Source organism: Rathayibacter sp. VKM Ac-2928 (genome assembly GCF_022815545.1).
GTDB lineage: Bacteria > Actinomycetota > Actinomycetes > Actinomycetales > Microbacteriaceae > Rathayibacter > Rathayibacter festucae.
In genome coordinates this window covers 321514-343281 of record NZ_JALGRU010000003.1, presented here as the reverse complement: position 1 = coordinate 343281, position 21768 = coordinate 321514, and the positions used below count along the sequence as shown (strand labels likewise).

Sequence of the window (21768 nt, the reverse complement as noted above, 5' to 3'; positions counted from 1 at the left end):
GTCGTCCCCCGCGTGACGGAGCAGCGACTCCTCGGAACCCCGATGGCGCTTCACATCCGGGCCCGAGGTGCCCGCGCGTAGGGTGACTCCCCGTGGAACCCCGATCTCCCGACCGCGCGGCGCCCGCCGTCCCCCCGCTCAGCGACGAGGTCGCGCAGGCGCTCGACGCCGGGACGGTCGCCGAGATCCGCGCCCTCCGCGACGACTTCGCGCGGTTCATGCTGCAGTACAAGTTCGGCATGGACGAGATCGTCACGAAGGTGACGATCCTGCAGGAGGAGTTCCGCGAGATGCGGGAGTACAACCCGATCGAGCACGTGTCGAGCCGGCTGAAGTCGGCCGACAGCCTGATCGAGAAGATCGAGCGCAAGGGCTGCGACACCTCCTTCGAGGGCATCGCCGCCGCCGTCACCGACATCGCGGGCGTCCGGATCACCTGCAGCTTCGTCTCGGACGTCTACCGCGTCTTCGACATGCTCACCTCGCAGGCCGACGTCCGCGTCCTCGAGGTGAAGGACTACATCGCCACTCCGAAGGAGAACGGCTACAAGAGCCTGCACGCGATCGTCGAGGTGCCGGTGTTCCTCTCGGGAGGCTCGGTCGACGTCTGCGTCGAGGTCCAGTTCCGCACCATCGCGATGGACTTCTGGGCCAGCCTCGAGCACAAGATCTACTACAAGTACGACCGCCAGGTCCCGCAGCAGTTGCTCGACGGCCTGTCCGACGCCGCACGCACCGCGGCCGCCCTCGACGCCGACATGGAGCGCCTGCACCGCCAGGTCCGCGGCGAGCTCCCCCTCGACCCGGTCCTCCGCATCCTCGACGTCTGACCCGCGGCACCGTTCATGCTGATCGAGTAGCCCGCGCAGCGGGCGTATCGAGATCCGCCGTCCCCGGGACTACCCCAGCGCCGTCACCAGCACCAGCAGCAGCACCGCGGACCCGTTCAGCGTCGCGTGCGACACGATCGCCGCGCCGAGCCGCCCGGTCACCGTGGAGATCCAACCGTGCGCCAGCCCGGCGATCACCGTCGTCGTCCCCAGCGTGACGACCGTCGCGGGGTTCACCATCTGGTGCCCGTGCAGCAGAGCGAAGACCAGCGTCGACGCGATCACGCTGAACACCGCCGCCCAGACGCGCCGTCCGCGGGTCGGCGGCGCGGCGTCGCCCTTCGTCCGCAGCATCCGGTTGCGGACCGCCCGCATGACGACCCCGCGGCAGAGGATCTCCTCGACGATCGGAGCGACCAGCACCGGGATCATCACGGAGCTCAGCACGAACCACAGCGGGTCGGGGTCGAGCTCGAGGTTGCTCTCCGCCTCGCCCAGCAGCGGCGAGAACACGATGAGCACGGCGACGATCGCGATCCGCACGCCGATCCCCAGCCCGATGCCGATCGGCACGTCGATCCAGCGGAACCGCAGCCCGTAGTCCGCGGCGAGCGACCCCAGCCCGCGGAGCCTCGACGCCGCGAACGGGATGACGAGCGCGACCAGGTAGCTGGCGAACGACCCCGCGAACACGAGCCCGGGGGAGTAGGGCAGCACCCCGAAGCCGAACAGCACGATCAGCAGCGCGAGCGGCAGCACGATCCCGGCGATCGTCAGCGCCGCCGTCGGCAGTCCCCAGCGCACCCGCGGATCCGGCAGATAGAGGAGAGAGGAGTACGGAGCGTCGACCGACGGCTGCGGCTCGGGCGGCGGCGCCCAGGCGAAGACGGGCCCACCGTGCGGCGGCGCGGCGGCGACGGCAGGCTGCTCAGGAGCGACGGTCGACGGATCGGGCGGCGGAAAGGCGGCGGGATTCATGGCCCGCCCAGGCTACGCAGCCCAGCTGAGCGCCCGGAGCGCACCTCGGGCTCGCAGAACCACGTCCGGCTCGCAGGATCGAGCCGTTCTCGCGAGCCGAGGCCGATCCGACGAGCCGAGCAGCCGCTCTCGAACTCTGCTGCGCGAGATCCGTCGTACTCCTGCATCGAGTACGACGACTTCTGCGGAGTGAGGCGCGGCCCGACCGGTGGGGCTCGGGAACGACCCGTCAACGGAAGAAACCCCCGCCATGTAGAAGCTAGGCGAGGGTTTCCGTGGCTCCGACGGGCGTCGATCCCGTGACCTCACGATTTTCAGTCGTGCGCTCTACCAACTGAGCTACAGAGCCGTTGCAGCCGAGGATGTCCGAGGACATCGATGCCGCGAGGAGACGAACGAGTCGTCTCCTGGAAAAGGCCCTTCCTCTCGGAAGGGCCTCTCTGCGACCCTGACGGGACTTGAACCCGCGACCTCCGCCGTGACAGGGCGGCACGCTAACCAGCTGCGCTACAGGGCCTCGTTGCGAAGACAAGCATACTGCCTTCGAGGCTGTTCGATTTTCACATCCCGTCCGTCTCCGGCCGTTCTGCGGTCGTGCACTTCTCTTGCGGTGGTAACCCTCATCCGTGACCCCAACGGGATTCGAACCCGTGCTGCCGCCGTGAAAGGGCGGTGTCCTAGGCCACTAAACGATGGGGCCGGAAGCTCGCCGGGGCGACCCTGCGGCCGACCCACCATGACTACCGACACGCAAGCATAGGGACAGCCGGCCGGATATGCAAAATCGGCCCTCGAGGGGCGCCGATCGCGGGTCGGCCCCCGCACGTCGATGCGCGCCTGTGCCCCGGACGGGCGACGCCGATTCCTAGGCGTACGGGGAGGGCTTGGCTAGTGTGGGTCGGAATCGCCACTTCCTCGCGACGGAGCCGCACCGCCGTCGGGGGAGTAGTCCGTCTCCAGCACCGAGGTCCCATGATCCACTCTTCGCGCCGAAACCGCCCCGCACGCCGCTCCGGCGCGCCGCGGATCGGCCGTCTCCGCGGCACCGCCCTCGTCTCGGCCGCGGTGGCCCTGGTCGCGGGTCTGCTGGTCGCCACTCCCGCCCAGGCGGTCGAGTACCCCAGCTGGGCCGACGTCGAGGCGGCGAAGGGCAACACCCAGGCGGCGGCCGCGCAGGTGGACAGCATCCTCTCGCTGATCGACGGCCTGCAGAGCGAGGTCGCGGCGGCGCAGCAGGTCGCCGAGCAGCGCGGCGAGGAGTACTTCGCGGCGCAGCAGGACTTCGACGACGCCTCCGATCGGGCGAGCGAGCTCGAGGCCAAGGCCACCGCCAGTGCCGATCAGGCCGACGCCGCGACGCAGCAGGCGGGCCTCCTGGCCGCTCAGCTCTACCGCACCACCGGCACCGACCTCTCGGTCAACATCTTCCTCGACGGCGAGGGCGGCAAGGCCGACGACCTCCTCGGCCGCATCGGCAACATGACGAAGCTCGTCGAGCGCTCCAACGCCATCTACGAGCAGGCCAGCACCACCAAGAACACCGCCGAGTCGCTCGGCGACCAGGCGAAGGTCGCGCAGGCCGAGAGGGAGAAGCTCCGCGTCGCCGCCGAGTCGAAGCTCGCCGAGGCCACGGCCGCGCAGGCCGCCTCGGAGGCCGCGCTCACCGAGCAGCAGAACCAGAGCATCGTGCTCGAGCAGCAGCTGGCCGCGCTCCGCGACACGGAGTCGACGACTGTCGCCGACTACGAGGCCGGCGTCGCCGCCCGCGAGGCCGAGCGCCAGCGCATCCTCGCCGAGCAGGAGGCCGCCCGTCAGGCGCAGGCCGAGCTCGCCCGCCAGCAGGCTGCAGCAGCCCGAGAGGCCGCGGCGGCGGCGGCAGCAGCGGCGCCCTCCCGCGGATCCGGCGGCGGCGGTGGCTACAGCGCCCCGGTCGCCCCGTCCCCGGGCGGCGGCTCCACCGCGGTCAGCGACTCCGGCTGGGTGCTCCCCGCCTCGGGCCGCATCACCGGCACCTTCGGCCCCCGCGGCAGCCTCTCGACCGGCGGCGGCTCGACCAGCTCGTACCACCGCGGCACCGACATCGCCGGCGGCTGCGGCATTCCGATCTTCGCCGCCCACAGCGGAACGGTGACCTACGCCGGCTGGTTCGGCACCTACGGCAACTGGATCGAGATCAGCAACGGCGACGGCATCAGCACCGGCTACGCGCACATCATGCCCGGCGGCATCTACGTCAGCGTCGGCCAGCGGGTCGAGGCGGGCCAGCAGATCGCCGCCGTCGGCACCACCGGCGCCTCGACCGGCTGCCACCTGCACTACGAGACCCGCGTCAACGGCACCGCCGTCGACGCTCAGCCCTTCATGGCCGCACGAGGAGTCACACTTGGTTGACGCGCAGAAGACCGCCCGCAGCTTCACCCCCGCCCCGCGTGAGCGGGCCTGGAAGGGCCGTCTTCCGCTGGCGGTCTCGGCCGCCTTCGCGGTGACGGCCGTCACGGCGTCGCTCGGCATCGTGCCGGCCCAGGCCGACGACCCGTCGTACCCCTCGTGGGACGACGTCCAGAACGCGAAGACCGACGAGGCGAGCAAGCAGGCCGAGATCGACTCGATCACCGCGCTGATCGGCGGGCTGCAGACCTCGGTCGACGACGCCTCGCTCGTCGCGATGAAGAAGGCGGAGGCCTGGCGCCAGGCCCAGGAGGCGCTCGACGCCGCGGCCGCCGCCGTCACCGAACTCGAGGACCGCGCGAACGCGGCGGCGTCGACGGCGCACACGTCGCAGATGCGGGCCGGCCTCCTCGCCGCGCACCTCTCCCGCTCCGCCGGCGGCGACCTCTCGATGAGCCTCGTCGCGAAGGGCCAGGACGCGGGCGACCTGCTTTACCAGCTCGGCGCCATGTCGCAGCTCTCCGAGCAGTCGCAGCGCGTCTACGCCGACGCCCTCGCCGACAAGCAGACCGCGGAGTCGCTCGCCGAGCAGGCCGACGTCGCCGTCGTCGAGCACCAGAAGCTGTCCGACGCCGCGGACGAGGCCCGCACGGGTGCCGACGCCGCTGCCGCCTCCGCCCGCAGTGCCCTCGCGGCGCAGGAGGCGAAGTCGGAGGAGCTCATCGCGCAGCTCGCCCTGCTCAAGGACTCCACCGTCGAGATCGAGACCGCGTTCCTCGCCGGCGAGCAGGAGCGCAAGGCCGCCGCAGCCGCAGCCGCCGCGAAGGCCGAGGCCGACGCTGCGGCCGCCCAGCCCGTCGCCGCGGCACCGGCCGCCGCTCAGCCCTCGTCGGGCTCGTCGTCCGGCTCCGCCTCGTCCGGCTCCCGCCCGGCCGCGCCGGCCGCGAACCAGCCCTCGGCCCCGATCGCACAGCAGCCGGTCGCCCCCCAGCCCGAGGCGCCGCAGCAGCAGCCGGCACCGCAGCAGCCCGCTGCGCCGGCGGCCCCCGCGCAGCAGCCCGCCGTCCAGCTCCCGCAGCCGGCCGCACCGCAGCCCGCGCCGGTCCCGGTGGCGAACCCGGAGCCGCAGGTCGACCAGGTCGAGACCGCGATCTCCTACGCGATGGCGCAGCTCGGCGAGCGCTACGTGCTCGGCGGCATGGGCCCGGACGTCTGGGACTGCTCGGGTCTCACCAAGCAGTCGTACGCGAGCGCCGGCGAGTACATCGGCACGCACTCCGCGACGAACCAGTACAACACCATGGCGAACGAGGGCAAGCTCGTCCCCTACAGCCAGCGTCAGCGCGGCGACCTGCTCTTCTGGTCCGACTCGCCCGGCGACTACTACCACGTGGCCATCTACCTCGGTGACGGCCAGATGATCGAGGCGCCGAACCCCAACTCGCCGGTGCGCGTGCACTCGATCTGGGGCACTCCGACCGGCATGGTCGGCCGCCCGACGGCGTAGCGCCGCCCGGGCAGCACCGCCCGAAGACACGAGAACCCGCCCCCTCGAGGCGCCGGCAGCAGCCGGTCGACTCGACGGGGCGGGTTCCGTCGTGAGAAGACCCGTGAGGGTCAGTGGCCCTCTTCGGCCAGCTTCTTGATGCCGTCCTGGACGATCTGCTCGGCCTCGGCCGCGTCGCCCCAGGCCTCGACCTTGACCCACTTGTTGGGCTCGAGGTCCTTGTAGCGCTCGAAGAAGTGCTTGATCTCGTTCTTGGTCTGCTCCGGGACGTCCGCGATGTCCTGGATGTGCTGCCAGCGCGGGTCCTTCGCGGGGACCACGATCACCTTGGCGTCGGAGCCGGCCTCGTCGCTCATGTTGAGCACGCCGACCGGGCGGACGGAGACGCCAACGCCCGGGAAGACGGGGTACTCGAGCAGCACCAGCGCGTCGACGGGGTCGCCGTCGAGGCCGAGGGTGTTCTCGAAGTAGCCGTAGTCCGTCGGGTAGACGAAGGAGGTGAAGAGCACGCGGTCGAGGTAGACGCGACCGGTCTCGTGATCGACCTCGTACTTGTTGCGGCTGCCCTTGGGGATCTCTACGACGACGTCGTATGCGGCCATGTTCGCTCCTTGAGTCGGTGGCGCCGCGGGCGGCGCATCGGCGGGTCGGACCGGCCGGGGGAGTGCGCGCGGACGCGCGCGCTCGCAGGCCGGATCGCTGGCCTAACGTTACTTGATGTGCCCGATCGCCCCCGCCTGACTCCCGCCGTCGCCGACATCCGGCGCGCGGTGCGCGCGACCCTCGACGAGCTCGATTCCGGAGCCCTGGTGCTCGTCGCGCTGAGCGGCGGAGCCGACTCGCTGGCCCTCGCGGCCGCGGTCGCCTTCGAGGCCGAGCGCGGCGGTCGGCGGGCCGGCGCCGTGATCGTCGACCACGGTCTCCAGGACGGATCGGCGGAGGTCGCGCGACGCGCATCGGAGCAGGCGCACGCCCTCGGCCTCGCCCCTGTGCTGCGCGAGGTCGTGTCCGTGCTGCCGGACGGAGACGGTCCGGAGGCGGCGGCGCGCACGGCGAGGTACCGCGCCTTCGACGACGCGGTCGAGGCGACGGGCGCCGCGGCGGTCCTCCTCGCGCACACCCTCGACGACCAGGCCGAGACGGTGCTCCTCGGACTCGCGCGCGGTGCGGGCGCGGCGAGTCTGCACGGCATGGCGGCGGTGAGCGGGGTGCTGCGGCGCCCTCTGCTCGGCATCCGCCGCGCGAGCACCGTGGCGGCCTGCGCCGACGCCGGCCTCGAGCCGTGGAGCGATCCGCACAACGACGACCCGCGCTACACCCGTGTCCGCGTGCGCCGCTCCGTGCTGCCGGTGCTCGAGGACGAGCTCGGCCCGGGAGTCGCCGAGGCGCTCGCCCGCACGGCGGACCAGCTCCGCGAGGACGGCGACGCGCTCGACGCGATGGCGCTGGACTGGGCGCTCGAGCTCGTCGGCCAGAACGACGAGGGCCACGTCACGATCGACGCCCGCGGCCTGGCCGCCGATCCGCCGGCGCTCCGCCAGCGCATCATCCGCCTCGTCGTGCAGAACGAGTTCGGCGTCGCCCTCTCCCGCACCCAGACCCTCGCCGTCGCCGCCCTCGTCACCGACTGGCACGGCCAGAAGGGCGTCGACCTCCCCGGAGTCCGCGCCACCCGGGTCTCCGCAACTCTCGTCTTCGCCCCCGTGTGATCTCCCCCCGCGAGATGCCACTTGTGCACGCGACACGCCGTGGAAGGCGTGCACAAGTGGCATCTCGCGGAGGGGCGCAGGGCGTCGCCGCCCGTAGAGTGGCCGGGTGGAAGCAGCCGACATCGCCGACGACATCACCGAGGTCCTCTTCACCGAGGCCGAGATCCACGAGCGGATCCGCGACCTGGCCCGCGCCATCGAGCGCGACTACGCCGGCGAGAACCTGCTCATCGTGGGGGTGCTCCGCGGTGCCGTCATGGTGATGGCGGACCTCGCCCGCGAGCTCAAGCTCGACATCGTGATGGACTGGATGGCCGTCTCCTCCTACGGCAGCAGCACCAAGTCCTCCGGCGTGGTGCGGATCCTCAAGGACCTCGACACCGACATCACCGACCGCAAGGTGCTGATCGTCGAGGACATCATCGACTCCGGCCTCACGCTCTCCTGGCTGCAGGGCAACCTGCGCAGCCGCGGCGCGGAGTCCGTCGAGATCTGCGCGCTCTTCCGCAAGCCCCGCGCCGCCAAGGTCGAGGTCGACGTCGCGTACGTGGGCTTCGACATCCCGAACGACTTCGTCATCGGCTACGGCCTCGACTACGCCGAGCGCTACCGCAACCTCCGCGATGTCGCGATCCTCGCTCCCCACGTCTACGCCTGACCGGTCCGGGGCCGACGCCCGCGCGGACGCGGCGCAGTCGAGCCTCGAACGGCTGTTCGCGGTGCCGGTGCTCGGCTACCACGTGAGCTACCCGACGTCGCTGCGCGCGGATCTCGAGTTCGACTACTGGTGGCTCGCGCACGCGATCGACGCCGCCGTCGACGCGTTCGAGCGCACCAGAGACAACGCGCACCTCGAGCGCGCCGCGCGGATCCACCGCGCCGTCCGGCTCCGCAACGGCGGCCGGCTGGTCAACGGCTACTTCGACGACATGATGTGGCTCGGCGGCGCGCTGGCCCGCCTCGGCGAGGCGACCGGGGAGGGGCGCTGGCTCGACCGCGCGGACCGGCTCTGGCGCTTCGCGGTCGCACGAGGCTGGAACCTCCGGCACGGCGCGAGCCTCGCCTGGCGCCGCCGCCAGCTCGACTACAAGAACGCGCCGGCGAACGGGCCGTTCGCGATCCTCGGCGCCCGGCTGGAGCGCCTCCGCCCGGACGGCCGCGAGGAGCTGGCCCGCGCCGCCTTCGACTGGCTGCACGTGCGCCTGCGCGACGACGACACCGGCTTCGTCGCCGACGGCATCGGCCGCGAGGGCGGCTCGGCCCGCGACGACTGGGCGTTCAGCTACAACCACGGCGTCTACATCGGCGCGGCGCTGGCGCTGCACCGGCTGCGTCCGGATGGACGGCTGCTCGCGCACGCCTCCCGCACCGCCGACGACCTGCTCACGCGCCTCGCACCCGACGGCGTCTTCGTCGACCAGGGTGCGGGCGACGGCGCGCTCTTCGGCGGCATCGCCTACCGGCACCTGGTCGACCTCGCGACGGCGGACGGGGTCGACGCCGCGTCCGCCACGCGGATCCGCCGCTTCGTCACCGGCAGCGTCGACGCCCTCTGGCGCTCGAGCGAGCGCGGCGGGATCCTGCTCGCCGGTCCGCGCTGGGACGCCCCGCCGACCCTGCCCGCGACGCTCTCGGCCGAGCTCGGCGCGGTCCTCGCGACGGAGGCGGCGGCGACCCTCGAGCGGCGCACGGTGCGGGAGCCGGCGCCCGGCACAGCAGACTGAGAGCGTGAGAGCCCCTTCCGCGAGATCCACGGCCGCGCGACCCGTGGTCGCCGTCGTCATCAATCCGAGCAAGTTCGACGACGTCGGCGCCGCGCAGGACGTGGTCGCCACGGTCGCCCGCCGCGCCGGCTGGCGCGAGCCGCTCTGGTTCGAGACCAGCGCCGACGACTCCGGAGCCGGAGCCGCGCGGGCCGCGCTCGAGTCGGGCGCCGACCTCGTCTGCGCGATGGGCGGCGACGGCACCGTGCGCGCGGTCGCCTCGGTGCTGCGCGGCACCTCTGTTCCCTACGGACTGCTGCCCAGCGGCACCGGCAACCTGCTCGCCCGCAACCTCGGGATCCCGCTCGGTGCGCTCGCCGACGCGGTCGAGATCGCGCTGCTCGGGCAGGACCGGGCGATCGACGTCGGCACGGCGACCTTCGACGACGGCGAGGAGCGCGTCTTCATGGTGATGGGCGGCGTGGGCCTGGACGCGGAGATCATGGACAAGACCGACGACGAGCTGAAGAAGCGGGTCGGCTGGGGTGCCTACGTGGCGGCGGGCGCCGAGGTGATGTTCAAGGCCGGCTTCGAGGTGACGCTGACGATCGACGGGAAGCCGGAGCCGCCGACCCGCACCCTGATGGTGCTGGCCTGCAACTGCAGCTCGGTCGTGGCGAACATCGAGCTCGCCGCCGGCGCGGTCCTCGACGACGGCGACCTCGAGCTGGTGCTGCTGCGCCGCCGCTTCGGCCTCGCTCTCGACGTCGCGACCGGCAACCGCAACGGCCTCGCGTCCCTGCACCAGTGGCCGGGGCGCGAGTTCTCCTTCTCGCTCGACCAGCCCGTGCTCGCCGAGCTCGACGGCGACCCGATCGGCCGCACCACGAGCGGCCGCTTCAGCGTCGACCCCGGCGCGCTGCTCGTCCGCCTGCCCGTGCCGACCCCGAAGAGCCCGGGCCTCACCCCGCACGACACCCTCGTGATCGACACCACCGAGATCGCGACGATCCTCGCCGCCGAGCCCGACGGAGCGGCACCGACCACTTGACGCTCCGAGCGCCACCATGCTGGTCGAGTAGCCCCGCAGGGGGGTATCGAGACCCGGCGTCGTCAGCAGGGAGGTCTGCAGACTCGACGTCCGGTGACGGTGGATCTCGAGACGCCCGCTGCGCGGGCTACTCGATCAGCATGAGAGCGACGCGGCTGCTCGCTCAACGGGGGACGCTTCCCCCAAAGTCCTTTACGGATGTAATGTAAGTTACGAACGTAAAGGAGGCACCATGACCGACCCCCGCCTCGCCCGCTCGCGCGAGCAGCTGATCGCCGCGATCACGGTCGCGCTCGACCACCCCGGCGACGACCAGCCGTCGATCACCGACCTCTGCTCGGCCGCCCGCGTCAGCCGGCCGACGTTCTACCAGCACTTCGGCGACGTGCCCTCGCTGGTCGAGGCCGCCGCGCTCGAGCGCATGCACGCGCTGTTCGCCGCCGTCGTGCCGCCCTCGCCGCAGGACGACTGGGAGACCGCGGTGCCGCGCGTCGTCCGCGGCCTGCTCTCGGGGCTGCTCGAGCACGCCGACTTCTACCGCCGCGCGCTGAGCGGTGGCACCGCCCGCTCCGTCCAGGAGTCGGTCGTCGCCTTCCTCGCCCAGCGGCTGCTCGCCTTCTCGCCGCTGGCCGCGCAGGAGGCGGGCGACCGCGCCCGGGTCGAGCGCTTCGCCGTCTTCCTCGCCGCCGGGACCGTCTGGCTCGTCGTCGGCTGGCTGCTCGACGGCGACGACCGCCGCCCGGTCGCCTCCGCCTCGGCCGAGATCGCCGAGCTCCTCGTCACCGGAGTCGCATCGCCGCGGCTCACCGCCCCCGCCCCCGACTCCTCGAAGTAGAAGGACCATGCCCGCCTCCGCCACCCGCCGCTCACCCCGGCTCCTCCACCGTCTGCGCTCCGTCTCCCCGCGGCTCGTCGTCGTCTTCTCCGCGATCGCGCTCATCCCGCTGATCTACGCGGGCCTGCTGACCTCGGCGAACCTCGACCCGACCCACCACCTCGACACCGTCCCCGCGGCGATCGTGAACGAGGACACCGGCGCGACCGCCGCCGACGGCTCGGCCCTCGCGCTCGGCGACGCGCTGACCGACGAGCTGACGACGAGCACCTCCGCCTCGAACTTCGACTGGACGCGGACCGACGCCGACGAGGCCGCGAGCGAGCTCGCCTCCGGCGCCGTCTACGCAGTGCTGACCGTTCCGGCCGGCTTCTCGGCCGACGTCGCCTCGGTCGGCGGGGACGACCCGTCGGCGGCGACCGCGGCCCGGTTGTCGATCGCGACGAACGACGGCGCCAACCTGATCGTCGGCAACATCGCCGCGACGATCGGCAGCACGGTCACGCAGACCCTCGAGAAGCAGGTCGGCGAGGAGTACCTGAAGAACGTCTACGTCGGCTTCACGGACGTGCACGACAGCCTCGAGCAGGCCGCCGACGGCGCGACGCAGCTCGCCGACGGCGCGGCCACCGCGTCGAGCGGCTCGGACGAGCTCGTCGTCGGCCTCGAGCAGCTGCAGGACGGCACCGCGCAGCTCGCCACCGGGGCGGACTCGCTCCGCACCGGGGCCGACTCCGCTGCGGACGGAGCGGCGACTCTCTCCTCCGGCCTGCAGCAGCTCGCCGACGGGACGTCCGCGCTGCCGTCGTCCGCCGCCGCGCTGAACGCCGGCGCGCAGTCGGTCGCCACGGGTGCGCAGTCCCTCGACGGTGGAGCCGCGGACCTGGCGGCCGGAGCGGCGACCCTCGCCGACGGCACCGCCGCTCTGTCCTCCGGAGCGGCGACAGCCGCGACCGGCGCGCAGTCCCTCGCCGAGGGCGCCTCCTCCGTCTCCGACGGCGCGACGGCGGCGCTCGCCGGCGCCGGGACGCTGCGCGACGGCTCGGCGGCGCTGGCCGCGAGCACTCCCGCCCTGGCCACCGGAGCGGCGACGGTCGACACCGGCCTCCGGTCGCTGATCGCGGGCTACGGCACCCTCACCGACACCGAGCGCCTCGCCCTCCTCACGCAGCTCGAGTCGGGAGCCGCCGGAGTCTCGTCCGGAGCGACCGCCGCGGACCAGGGCGCGCAGACCCTCGCCGCCGGGTCCTCGGCGCTCGTCGGCGACTCCTCGGGCGGGCTGACCGCGCTCGCCGTGGGCGCCGCCTCCGTGTCCTCCGGCGCCGCCGACCTCACGACCGGCGTGCAGTCGCTCGCCTCCGGAGCCGCCTCCGCCGACTCCGGCGCGCAGTCGCTCAGCACCGGGGCGCAGTCCCTCGCGACCGGCGCCGCCTCCCTCGACTCCGGAGCGGCGCAGGTCGCCGCCGGCACCGGCACCCTCGCCGGCAGCGTCGGCCCGCTGACGACCGGCCTCGACTCCGCCGCGAGCGGGGCCGGAGCGCTCGCCTCGGGCACCGCCTCGCTCGCCTCCGGCTCCGACGCCCTCGCCACCGGTGCCGACTCCGCCGCGCAGGGCAGCGCGGACGCCGCGACCGGCGCGGGCAGCCTCGCCTCAGGGGTCGACTCCCTCGCCTCCGGTTCCGAGACGCTGTCCGGGAAGCTGGCCGACGGGGCGGCCGACGTCCCGTCCTACACGTCGGATCAGGCGGACGCGCTCAGCGCCGTCGCCGCGGCCCCCGTCGCTCTCGACACCGAGCGCCTGAACCGCGTGCCCGAGTACGGCTCCGGACTCGCGCCGTACTTCATGGCCCTCGCGCTCTGGGTCGGCGCCCTCGCCTTCTACCTGATGAGCGCGCCGCTGAGCGAGCGCCTGCTCGCCGCCCGCCGGCCCGCCTGGGTGATCGCGATGCGCAGCTACCTCCCCGGCGCGCTGATGGCGGTGGCGCAGGGCGTGCTCGCCGCGCTGGTGATCCGCTTCGGCGTCGGCGTCGAGATGGCGCAGCTCCCGGCGCTGATGGGGATCGCGGTCCTCACCAGCCTGACCTTCGTCGCGATCAACCAGGCGCTGATCGCCCTGCTCGACGCGCCCGGCCGCTTCCTCGCGCTGCTGCTGATCGTGCTCCAGCTCTCCTCGGCGGGCGGCACCTACCCCATCGAGACGGCGCCCGCCTTCTTCCAGGCGGTGCACGGGGTGCTGCCGCTGACCTACACGGTCGAGGCGTTCCGCTCCCTGATCGCCGGCGGCAGCATCGGCGTCGCGAACGCCGTGCTGGTGCTCTCGCTCTGGCTGCTCGGCGCCCTCGCCGTCACCGTGCTGGCCGCCGCCCGCCGCCGCCGCGGCCTGACGCCGGCGCTGCGCGACCCGGAGCCCCTCCTCGAGACGGCCTGACCGGAGGCCGCCGGCTGCGGCGGCGCGCAGCATGCTGCGAGACGGCGTGACCGGAGGACGCCTGCGGCGGTGGCGCCCAGCATGCTGGTCGAGTAGCCGCGCAGCGGCGTATCGAGACCCGCCGCCATCAGCAGGACGGGTCTGAAGCCTCGTCTTCTGACGCTGGTGGATCTCGATACGCCCGCTGCGCGGGCCACTCGATCAGCAGGCAGGCAGTGTCGGGAGCCCGTTCCGCGCGCCGAACGCCGCCGCCCCGCGCCCAGCCCGCGCTTCCTCCGCCCAGGGCGAACGCGTGGCGCGCGCTCAGAGAGCGGGAGGTAGCCTGACACTCACATTTCCTCGTCAGAAAGGTGCCGGGCCTGCGCCCGCAACATTCATGAACGTCAAGCGCATCTTCCGGGGTCCCATTCTCTACGTCGTCCTCGCGATCGTGGCGGTCTGGATCGGCTCCTCGCTGATCACGATGTCGGGCTTCCGGCAGATCAGCACGCAGGAGGGGCTCCAGCTCCTCTCCGACGGCAAGGTCGACTCCGCGAAGATCGTCGACGGCGAGCAGCGCGTCGACCTGACCCTCGCGCAGGACGACGGCGACAACGGCAAGCAGGTGCAGTTCTACTACGTGGCACCGCGCGGCGCCGAGGTCGTGGACGCGGTCACCACCGCTGCTCCGTCCGACGGCTACGACGACGAGGTCCCGCAGACCAACTGGTTCCTCTCCGCTCTCGGCTTCCTCCTCCCGATCCTCCTGATCGGCGCGTTCTTCTGGCTGATGCTCTCGGGCATGCAGGGCGGCGGCAACCGCGTCATGCAGTTCGGCAAGTCGAAGGCGAAGCTGGTCTCGAAGGAGTCGCCCAAGGTCACGTTCGGCGACGTCGCCGGCGCCGACGAGGCGATCGAGGAGCTGCACGAGATCAAGGAGTTCCTCAAGGAGCCCGCCAAGTTCCAGGCCGTCGGCGCGCGGATCCCGAAGGGCGTCCTGCTCTACGGCCCTCCCGGCACCGGCAAGACCCTGCTGGCCCGCGCCGTCGCGGGTGAGGCGGGCGTCCCCTTCTACTCGATCTCCGGCTCCGACTTCGTCGAGATGTTCGTCGGCGTCGGCGCGAGCCGCGTCCGCGACCTGTTCCAGCAGGCCAAGGAGAACTCGCCGGCCATCATCTTCGTCGACGAGATCGACGCCGTCGGCCGCCACCGCGGCGCCGGCATGGGCGGCGGGCACGACGAGCGCGAGCAGACCCTCAACCAGCTCCTGGTCGAGATGGACGGCTTCGACGTCAAGACCAACGTCATCCTGATCGCGGCGACCAACCGCCCCGACATCCTCGACCCCGCGCTGCTGCGCCCGGGCCGCTTCGACCGCCAGATCGGCGTCGACGCCCCGGATATGCTCGGCCGCAAGAAGATCCTCGAGGTGCACGGCCGCGGCAAGCCGCTGGCCGGCGGAGTCGACCTCGAGGTCGTCGCCCGCAAGACCCCGGGCTTCACCGGCGCCGACCTGGCGAACGTCCTCAACGAGGCCGCGCTGCTCACCGCCCGCTCGAACGCGCAGCTGATCGACAACCGCGCACTCGACGAGGCGATCGACCGCGTCATCGCCGGTCCGCAGCGCCGCACGCGCGTCATGCGCGACAAGGAGAAGCTGATCACGGCCTACCACGAGGGCGGCCACGCCCTCGCCGCCGCGGCGATGCGCCACACCGACCCCGTCACGAAGGTCACGATCCTCCCGCGCGGCCGAGCCCTCGGCTACACGATGGTCCTGCCGCTCGAGGACAAGTACTCGACCACCCGCAACGAGCTGCTCGACCAGCTCGCCTACGCGATGGGCGGCCGTGTCGCGGAGGAGATCGTCTTCCACGACCCGACCACCGGCGCCTCGAACGACATCGAGAAGGCGACCTCGATCGCCCGCAAGATGGTCACCGAGTTCGGCATGTCCTCGAACGTGGGCGCGGTGAAGCTCGGCTCCTCCTCGGGCGAGATGTTCCTCGGCCGTGACATGGGCCACCAGCGCGACTACTCCGAGCAGGTCGCCGAGCGCGTCGACCTCGAGACCCGGCAGCTGATCGAGCAGGCGCACGACGAGGCCTGGCAGGTCATCAACGCCAACCGCGACATCCTCGACCGCCTCGCCGCCGACCTCCTCGAGAAGGAGACCCTCGACCACGACCAGCTGGCCGAGATCTTCAAGGACGTCCGCAAGATCGACGAGCGCCCGCAGTGGCTCTCGAGCGACAAGCGCCCGCTCTCCGACCTCCCGCCGATCGCCATGCCGCCGGCCAAGGCGCCGATCGACGCCGGCGCCACCGACGGCGCGGTCGTCTCGGAGAGCTCCGAGCCCGCCGCCCCGCAGCGGCCGCCGCTGATCAACCCGCGCCCGACGACGGCGTAGCAGCACCGTGCCGGTCGACAGGGCGCGCATCGAGGCCGCCGTCGCCGAGCTCCTCGCGGCCATCGGGGAGGACCCGGGCCGCGAGGGCCTCTCGACGACCCCGCAGCGCTTCGCCGACTCGTACGAGGAGTTCTTCGGCGAGTTCGACCTCGACCCCGCCTCGCACCTCGCCGAGACCTTCGCGGTCGTCGAGGAGGGGGAGCAGCCGCCGGCGACCCAGACGGTCGTCGTCCGCGACCTGGCCTTCCGCTCCGTCTGCGAGCACCACCTTCTGCCCTTCGCCGGCGTCGCGCACATCGCCTACCGCGCGGGTGAGCGGGTCGTCGGCCTCGGCAAGCTCCCGCGGGTCGTCGAGACCGTCGCGTCCAGGCCGCAGCTGCAGGAGCGGCTCACCGAGCAGATCGCGGACGTCCTCGACGCCGGCCTCTCGCCCGAGGGCGTGCTGGTCGTCGTCGACGCCGAGCACGGCTGCGTCCGGCTGCGCGGCGCGCGCCAGAGGGCCAGCTCGACCGTCACCGTCGCCGCCCGCGGCACCCTCGCCGACCCCGCCGCGCGCGCCGAGATCATCGCGCTGATCGGCGCCGCCCGGGAGGCCTGACGTGGGCCTCGCCGTCACCGATCTCGCACCCGGCCACCGCGCCGCGCTCCTCGGGATCCTCAACGTCACCCCCGACTCCTTCAGCGACGGCGGTCGCTGGCTGTCCGTCGACGACGCGGTCGAGCACGGACTCGGGATGACCCGCCCCACCGGCGACGGCCCCGCGTCCTTCGGCGCCGACCTCGTCGACGTCGGCGGGGAGTCGACCCGGCCCGGCGCCGCGCGCGTCGACGCCGCTGCCGAGCAGGGGCGGGTGCTGCCCGTCGTCCGCGCTCTCGCGGCCGAGGGCGTCCGGGTCAGCATCGACACCATGAGCGCCGCGACGGCGGAGGCCGCCCTGGACGCGGGCGCGGTCGTCGTCAACGACGTCTCCGGCGGGCTCGCCGACCCGGCGATGCTGCCGCTGGTCGCCGAGCGCGGTGCGGTCTACATCGCCATGCACTGGCGCGGTCACAGCGCCGGGATGACGGAGCTCGCCTCCTACGCCGACGTGGTCGCCGAGGTGCGCTCCGAGCTGGAGCGCCGCGTGGACGCCGCCCGCGCGGCGGGCATCCGCGACGAGCACCTGATCCTCGACCCCGGACTCGGCTTCGCGAAGGACGGCGGCCACGACTGGGCGCTGCTCGCGCACCTCGACGCGATCGTCTCGCTGGGCCTGCCCGTGCTGGTCGGCCACTCCCGCAAGCGCTTCCTCGCGCCCTTCGCGCCGGCCGGCTCGACCGCGGCGGAGCGCGACGACGTGACGGCGCTGCTGAGCCTCGCCGCCGTCGACCGCGGCGCCTGGGGCGTCCGGGTGCACGACGTCCGTTCGAGCGCCCGCGCCCTCGCGCTCGGCGCCCGCCTCCAGGAGGAGCTCCCGTGACCGACCCCGCCCGCTCCGCCGCGACCCCGCCGACCCTCGACGCCGCCGCGCTCGCGTTGCGCGACTCGATCACCCTGACGGGCCTCCGGGTGCGCGCGCACCACGGCGTCTTCGGCTTCGAGCGCGAGAACGGCCAGGACTTCGTCATCGACGCCACGGTCTGGCTCGACCTCGCTCCCGCGGCGAGCGGCGACGCGCTGGCCGAGACGGTGCACTACGGCGAGCTGGCGATCGCCCTCGCCGACGCCGTCACCCGCGATCCGGTCGACCTGATCGAGACCGTCGCGGAGCGCCTGGCCGCGGTCGCGCTGAGCTTCGCCGCCGCCGAGGTGGTGCGGATCACCGTGCACAAGCCCGACGCCCCCATCCCGCTGCCGTTCGACGACGTCGCGGTGCAGATCACCCGGGTCCGCCGGTGAGGCCGCGGCAGCAGCGGCTGCTGCCCGAGCGCCGCGTCGTCCTCGCCCTCGGCAGCAACCTGGGCGACCGGCTCGCGCACCTGGAGGCCGCCGTCCGCGCGCTCGCGACGACGCCCGGGCTCCGCCTCGACGCGGTCTCGAAGGTGGTCGAGTCGCCGGCGTGGAAGCTCGACGGCGTCGACGAGGACGCGCCCGCCTACTTCAACGCGGTCGTGATCGGATCGACGACGCTCGAGCCCGACGACCTGCTCGCCGCGACCGCCGCGATCGAGAGCGCGGGCGGCCGGATCCGCGGCGACGGCGAGGAGCGCTGGGGCGACCGCACGCTCGACATCGACCTGATCGCGGTCGGCGGGGTCGTCCGCGACGACGCGCACCTCACGCTCCCGCACCCCCGCGCCGGCGAGCGTGCCTTCGTGCTCGAGCCGTGGTTCGACGTGGAGCCGCACGCCGTCCTGCCGGGGCGCGGCCCGATCGCCGAGCTGCGCGCCCGCGCGACGGACCGGGTGACCGACCGGCCCGAGGCGATAGCGTGGCGGCGCCCGCGAACCTCCGAGACCGCCCCCGCCCCCGGCCGCACCGACCCCGAGAGCAGCACTCCGTGAAGCGCACCCGCATCAGCTCCCTGCTCGGCCTGGCCCTCGTCGGCGCCGTCGCCGGCTTCCTGATCGACCTGGCCATCGCCTCCGCCGGACGTCCGGTGCTGATCCCGCCGCTCACCGTCCCGCTGACGCTCGTGGTGGTCGCGGCGCTCGTGATCGGCTTCGCGATCCCGATCCACCGGGCGACCAAGGGGACGCTCCGCCGCCCCCTCGACCCGTTCCGCGCGATGCGCGTCGTCGTGCTGGCCAAGGCGTCGAGTCTCGTCGGCGCTCTGCTCCTCGGGGCCTCCGGCGGGGTGCTCGTCTACCTGCTGAGCCGGCCCGTGGTGCCTTCGCTAGGCTCCGTGTGGCAGGACGTGGCCGCCATCGTCGGCGCGATCGTCCTGCTGGTGGCCGGTCTGGTCGCCGAGCACCTGTGCACCATCCCGCCGACCGACGACGACGACCCCGCTGTCGGCGAGGTGAACCACGCCTGACGCCGACGCCCGCTCGGACGCAGGCAGGGAGGACGTCATCATGGCCGACGACCAGGAGGCGACCCCCGCGGCCGCTCCGGAGCCGCTGAGCCCGGAGCCGCTGAACCCGGAGCCGCTGAGCCGGCGTGAGGCGCGGAGCCGCGAGGCGGCGCTCGAGCAGGAGCGCGAGTCGGTCCGGCCCGTGCGTGACGCGGTTCAGCCGGACGCGGTCCGGCCGGAGGGCGTCGGGCTCGACTCCGTCGGTCCCGAGCGCGCGACCGGTGGCCGCCTCGACCTGGCCGGTCCGTGGCGGCGCGTCTCGCCGAAGTACGTGGCCGTCGAGGTCGTCTCGGCGGTCGTCTCCAGCGTGGTGCTCCTCGCCGTGCCGACCTTCCTGCTGCTGATCGGCGTCGACTGGGCCTGGATCCTCGTCCTCGCAGCGGCGATCCTCGCCGTCACGCTGCTGATCGTCGCCCCCCGCCGCGCTCGCGCGTACGGCTACCGGCTGCGCGAGGACGACCTGCTCTTCCGCCGCGGCATCATGTTCCAGCGCTTCGTCTCGGTGCCCTACGGCCGCATGCAGCTGATCGACGTCAACCGCGGCCCGCTCGCCCGCGCCCTCGGCCTGGCCGACCTGCGCTTCGTGACGGCCGCCGCGGCGACCGGTGTCAGCATCCCCGGGCTCGTCGACGGCGACGCGGAGGAGCTGCGCGACCGGCTCGTCGAACTGGCGGAGTCGCGCCGGGCCGGCCTGTGAGCGAGGCTCCTGCGGCCGTCCGCGGCATCGAGACCGACCTCGCCGACGGCGAGTGGCACCGCCTGCACCCCGCGACGCCCGTGCTCAAGGGCGGGATCGGCCTGCTGGTGGTCCTCGGCATCCTGATCACCAACCTCCGCGAGCGCCTGCTCGAGCTCTTCCTCCCCGGCCCCGGCGATTACGAGAGCGGCGACCCGGTCGACGCCTTGATCGATCGCGGGCTGATCGGCTGGGCGCTGCTCGCCGTGGCGGCCGGTCTCGCCGTCGCCGTGTTCGCCTTCTGGCTGTCCTGGCGGATGCACACCTTCCGCATCACCGACGAGATCGTCGAGGTGCGCTCGGGAGTGCTGTTCCGCACCAACCGACGCGCGCGGCTCGACCGCATCCAGGGCATCGCCGTGCAGCGCCCGCTGTTCGCCCGGCTCTTCGGCGCGGCCAAGCTCGAGGTCAGCGTCGCCGGGCAGGACGCGAACGTGCAGCTCTCCTACCTCGGCTCGCGGCTGGTCGATGCGCTGCGGCGCGACATCCTGCGGCTGGCGTCGGGGGTGCGCGAGCGGGAGGCGGTCGCGGGGGAGGCGCCGGCCGGCGGCTTCCTCGCGCGCCGGCTGGAGGAGTTCGCCGAGCCGGAGGAGCAGGCTGCGCCCGAGTCGGTCGTCTCCATCCCGCCCGGGCGGCTGCTCGGCTCCCTGGTGTTCAGCGGCTTCACCGTCTTCCTGGTGGTGGCGATCGTGGCCGTCGTCCTCACCTCGGTCTACGGCTCGCCCTACGTGCTGATCGCGATCCTGCCCGGCCTGATCGGCTCCGGCAGCTACTACATCCGCCAGTTCGTCCGCTCGCTGCGCTACTCGATCGCCGCGACGCCGGACGGCGTGCGCGTCGGCTACGGCGTGCTCTCGACCAGCAGCGACACCCTGCCACCCGGCCGGATCCACGCGGTGGAGATCACCCAGCCGCTGCTCTGGCGGCCGTTCGGCTGGTGGCAGGTGAAGATCGACCGGGCCGGCCACGCGGCGTCCCGCGGTGCGAACGGCGAGCCGAACACCACGATCCTCCCGGTCGGCGACCTCGCCGCCGTCGAGCGCGTGCTCGCGCTGCTGCTGCCCGGCGACGACGAGGGCGCCGAGGCGACCCCCGTCGGCGACGCGCTGCGCCGCCGGGACGCCCCCGGCTTCACCAGCGCGCCCCGCTCGGCGATGCTGCTCCGGCCCTTCTCCTGGCGGCGCACCGGCTTCCGGCTGGCCGAGGACGTCGTGGTCCTGCGCAGCGGAGCCGTCTGGCGCCGCGTCACGGTCGTCCCGCTCGCGCGGATGCAGAGCGTCGGCGTGCAGCAGGGGCCGCTGCAGCGGATGCTCGGGCTGGCCTCGGCGCGCGTGCACACGGTCGCCGGTCCGGTCACGCCGCTGGTGCCGGTGATGAGCGTCGCCGACGGAGTCGCCTTCTTCGAGAGCGTGGGTCGCGCCGGAACCGCCGCGGCCGAGCGCGACGCCAGCCACCACTGGGGGCGGCGGGCCGCCGCCGCTCCGACGCCCCGCGACGCGTGGGCCGCACCCGAGGGGGACCCGTATGCCTGACGCCCGCCGCGACGGACGCCTCGGCGTCGGGATCATCGGGGCCGGACCCGTCGGCCCGGTGCTCGGTGCCGCGCTCGCCAACGCCGGGCACGCCGTGGTCGGCGTCGCCACGACGAGCGACACCGGCCGCGAGCGCGTCGACGCCCTGCTGCCCGGCGCTCCGGTGCTCGCGATCCCCGATCTCGTCGAGCGGAGCGAGCTGGTGATCATCGCCGTCCCCGGCGCCGAGATCGCGGCGCTCGTCGCCGGCCTCGCCGCGACCGGGGCCTGGCAGCCCGGGCAGCTCGTGCTGCACACCGCGGCGGAGCACGGCTTCGGCGTCCTGGCGCCCGCCCTGGCCTCGGGCGTCATCCCGCTCGCCGTGCACCCGGCGATGACGTTCACCGGGACCAGCCTCGACCTGGCGCGCCTGGCGGAGACGTACTTCGCCGTGACCGCGCCCGGCCCGGTGCTGCCGATCGCGCAGGCCCTCGTCGTCGAGATGGGCGGCGAGCCGGTCACCGTCGCGGAGGCGGACCGCCCCGCCTACGCCGAGGCCGTCTCGACCGCGACCACGTTCTCCACCGCCATCGTCGAGCAGGCCGCCGGCCTCCTCGCCGGCATCGGCGTCGACAAGCCCGGCTTCTTCCTCTCCAGCCTCGTCCGCTCCTCCGTCGACGACGCCCTCCGCCGCGCGGCCGGCTGAC

The 21768-nt window shown here is 73.4% G+C and carries 20 protein-coding genes and 3 tRNA genes; 18 read left to right on the top strand and 5 right to left on the bottom strand.

Going from position 1 to position 21768, the window contains the following annotated elements; all coding sequences use genetic code 11:
- Positions 1–218 precede the first annotated feature (218 nt).
- The gene (locus MT350_RS13105) at positions 219–830 is read left to right on the top strand and encodes a GTP pyrophosphokinase family protein (protein WP_123732880.1); all 612 of its coding nucleotides are present in this window, start codon (positions 219–221) and stop codon (positions 828–830) included.
- A gap of 69 nt (positions 831–899) precedes the next feature.
- Here the strand turns inward: MT350_RS13105 and MT350_RS13100 are convergent, their stop codons facing one another.
- From MT350_RS13100 to MT350_RS13085, 4 genes are all read right to left on the bottom strand, one after another.
- Positions 900–1808, bottom strand: coding sequence for a CPBP family intramembrane glutamic endopeptidase (locus MT350_RS13100; RefSeq protein ID WP_243598134.1), 909 nt, complete (start codon positions 1806–1808; stop codon positions 900–902).
- Positions 1809–2084: 276 nt separating this feature from the next.
- Positions 2085–2157, bottom strand: a tRNA-Phe gene (locus MT350_RS13095).
- A 94-nt stretch (positions 2158–2251) separates the two neighbouring features.
- Positions 2252–2325 (bottom strand) — tRNA-Asp (locus MT350_RS13090).
- A 110-nt stretch (positions 2326–2435) separates the two neighbouring features.
- Positions 2436–2508, bottom strand: a tRNA-Glu gene (locus MT350_RS13085).
- Between the two features lie 272 nt (positions 2509–2780).
- Here MT350_RS13085 and MT350_RS13080 point away from each other — a divergent pair.
- Positions 2781–4199 (top strand): M23 family metallopeptidase, encoded by a 1419-nt coding sequence (locus tag MT350_RS13080; protein WP_243598135.1) that lies wholly within the window; start codon positions 2781–2783, stop codon positions 4197–4199.
- Complete coding sequence (locus MT350_RS13075; protein ID WP_243598136.1) at positions 4192–5703, top strand: NlpC/P60 family protein; 1512 nt, start codon at positions 4192–4194, stop codon at positions 5701–5703. Before MT350_RS13080 ends, MT350_RS13075 begins: the two co-directional genes overlap by 8 nt.
- Before the next feature lie 110 nt (positions 5704–5813).
- On the opposite strand, the gene ppa is transcribed toward MT350_RS13075, so the two are convergent.
- Positions 5814–6305: an inorganic diphosphatase gene (gene ppa / locus MT350_RS13070; RefSeq protein WP_160090870.1), complete on the bottom strand. Its 492-nt coding sequence runs from the start codon at positions 6303–6305 to the stop codon at positions 5814–5816.
- Between the two features lie 117 nt (positions 6306–6422).
- On the opposite strand from ppa, the gene tilS reads away from it, so the two are divergent.
- From tilS to MT350_RS12990, 15 genes are all read left to right on the top strand, one after another.
- A complete protein-coding gene (gene tilS / locus MT350_RS13065) occupies positions 6423–7412 on the top strand; it encodes a tRNA lysidine(34) synthetase TilS (protein ID WP_243598137.1) in 990 nt (329 codons plus the stop codon).
- 106 nt (positions 7413–7518) lie between these two features.
- Positions 7519–8070 carry a hypoxanthine phosphoribosyltransferase gene (gene hpt / locus MT350_RS13060; RefSeq protein WP_123446809.1) on the top strand — a complete coding sequence of 184 codons (552 nt, stop codon included), beginning with the start codon at positions 7519–7521 and terminating at the stop codon, positions 8068–8070.
- Entirely contained in the window at positions 8036–9136 is a 1101-nt protein-coding gene (locus tag MT350_RS13055; protein ID WP_243598138.1) for a glycoside hydrolase family 76 protein, read from the top strand. The genes hpt and MT350_RS13055 overlap by 35 nt, the downstream gene beginning before the upstream one ends.
- Positions 9137–9140: 4 nt before the next feature.
- Positions 9141–10166 carry a diacylglycerol kinase family protein gene (locus MT350_RS13050; RefSeq protein WP_243598139.1) on the top strand — a complete coding sequence of 342 codons (1026 nt, stop codon included), beginning with the start codon at positions 9141–9143 and terminating at the stop codon, positions 10164–10166.
- A 232-nt stretch (positions 10167–10398) separates the two neighbouring features.
- Positions 10399–11001: a TetR/AcrR family transcriptional regulator gene (locus MT350_RS13045; protein ID WP_243598140.1), complete on the top strand. Its 603-nt coding sequence runs from the start codon at positions 10399–10401 to the stop codon at positions 10999–11001.
- A gap of 7 nt (positions 11002–11008) precedes the next feature.
- Positions 11009–13429, top strand: a complete 2421-nt coding sequence (locus MT350_RS20155) for a YhgE/Pip domain-containing protein (RefSeq protein ID WP_279391985.1) — start codon at positions 11009–11011, stop codon at positions 13427–13429.
- Between the two features lie 376 nt (positions 13430–13805).
- On the top strand, positions 13806–15818 hold the full coding sequence (gene ftsH / locus MT350_RS13030) for an ATP-dependent zinc metalloprotease FtsH (protein WP_123705529.1): 2013 nt from the start codon (positions 13806–13808) through the stop codon (positions 15816–15818).
- Between the two features lie 7 nt (positions 15819–15825).
- Entirely contained in the window at positions 15826–16416 is a 591-nt protein-coding gene (folE, locus tag MT350_RS13025; protein ID WP_123446802.1) for a GTP cyclohydrolase I, read from the top strand.
- A 1-nt stretch (position 16417) separates the two neighbouring features.
- A complete protein-coding gene (folP, locus tag MT350_RS13020) occupies positions 16418–17278 on the top strand; it encodes a dihydropteroate synthase (protein WP_243598141.1) in 861 nt (286 codons plus the stop codon).
- Entirely contained in the window at positions 17275–17697 is a 423-nt protein-coding gene (gene folB, locus MT350_RS13015) for a dihydroneopterin aldolase (RefSeq protein WP_243598142.1), read from the top strand. The genes folP and folB overlap by 4 nt, the downstream gene beginning before the upstream one ends.
- Entirely contained in the window at positions 17694–18302 is a 609-nt protein-coding gene (gene folK, locus MT350_RS13010) for a 2-amino-4-hydroxy-6-hydroxymethyldihydropteridine diphosphokinase (protein WP_243598143.1), read from the top strand. Before folB ends, folK begins: the two co-directional genes overlap by 4 nt.
- Positions 18299–18775, top strand: a complete 477-nt coding sequence (locus MT350_RS13005) for a DUF3180 domain-containing protein (RefSeq protein ID WP_132438025.1) — start codon at positions 18299–18301, stop codon at positions 18773–18775. Before folK ends, MT350_RS13005 begins: the two co-directional genes overlap by 4 nt.
- 274 nt (positions 18776–19049) lie before the next feature.
- Positions 19050–19511, top strand: a complete 462-nt coding sequence (locus MT350_RS13000; protein WP_374204632.1) for a PH domain-containing protein — start codon at positions 19050–19052, stop codon at positions 19509–19511.
- The gene (locus tag MT350_RS12995; protein ID WP_243598145.1) at positions 19508–21082 is read left to right on the top strand and encodes a PH domain-containing protein; all 1575 of its coding nucleotides are present in this window, start codon (positions 19508–19510) and stop codon (positions 21080–21082) included. The genes MT350_RS13000 and MT350_RS12995 overlap by 4 nt, the downstream gene beginning before the upstream one ends.
- A complete protein-coding gene (locus tag MT350_RS12990) occupies positions 21075–21767 on the top strand; it encodes a Rossmann-like and DUF2520 domain-containing protein (RefSeq protein WP_132438022.1) in 693 nt (230 codons plus the stop codon). Before MT350_RS12995 ends, MT350_RS12990 begins: the two co-directional genes overlap by 8 nt.
- Position 21768: the final 1 nt, after the last annotated feature.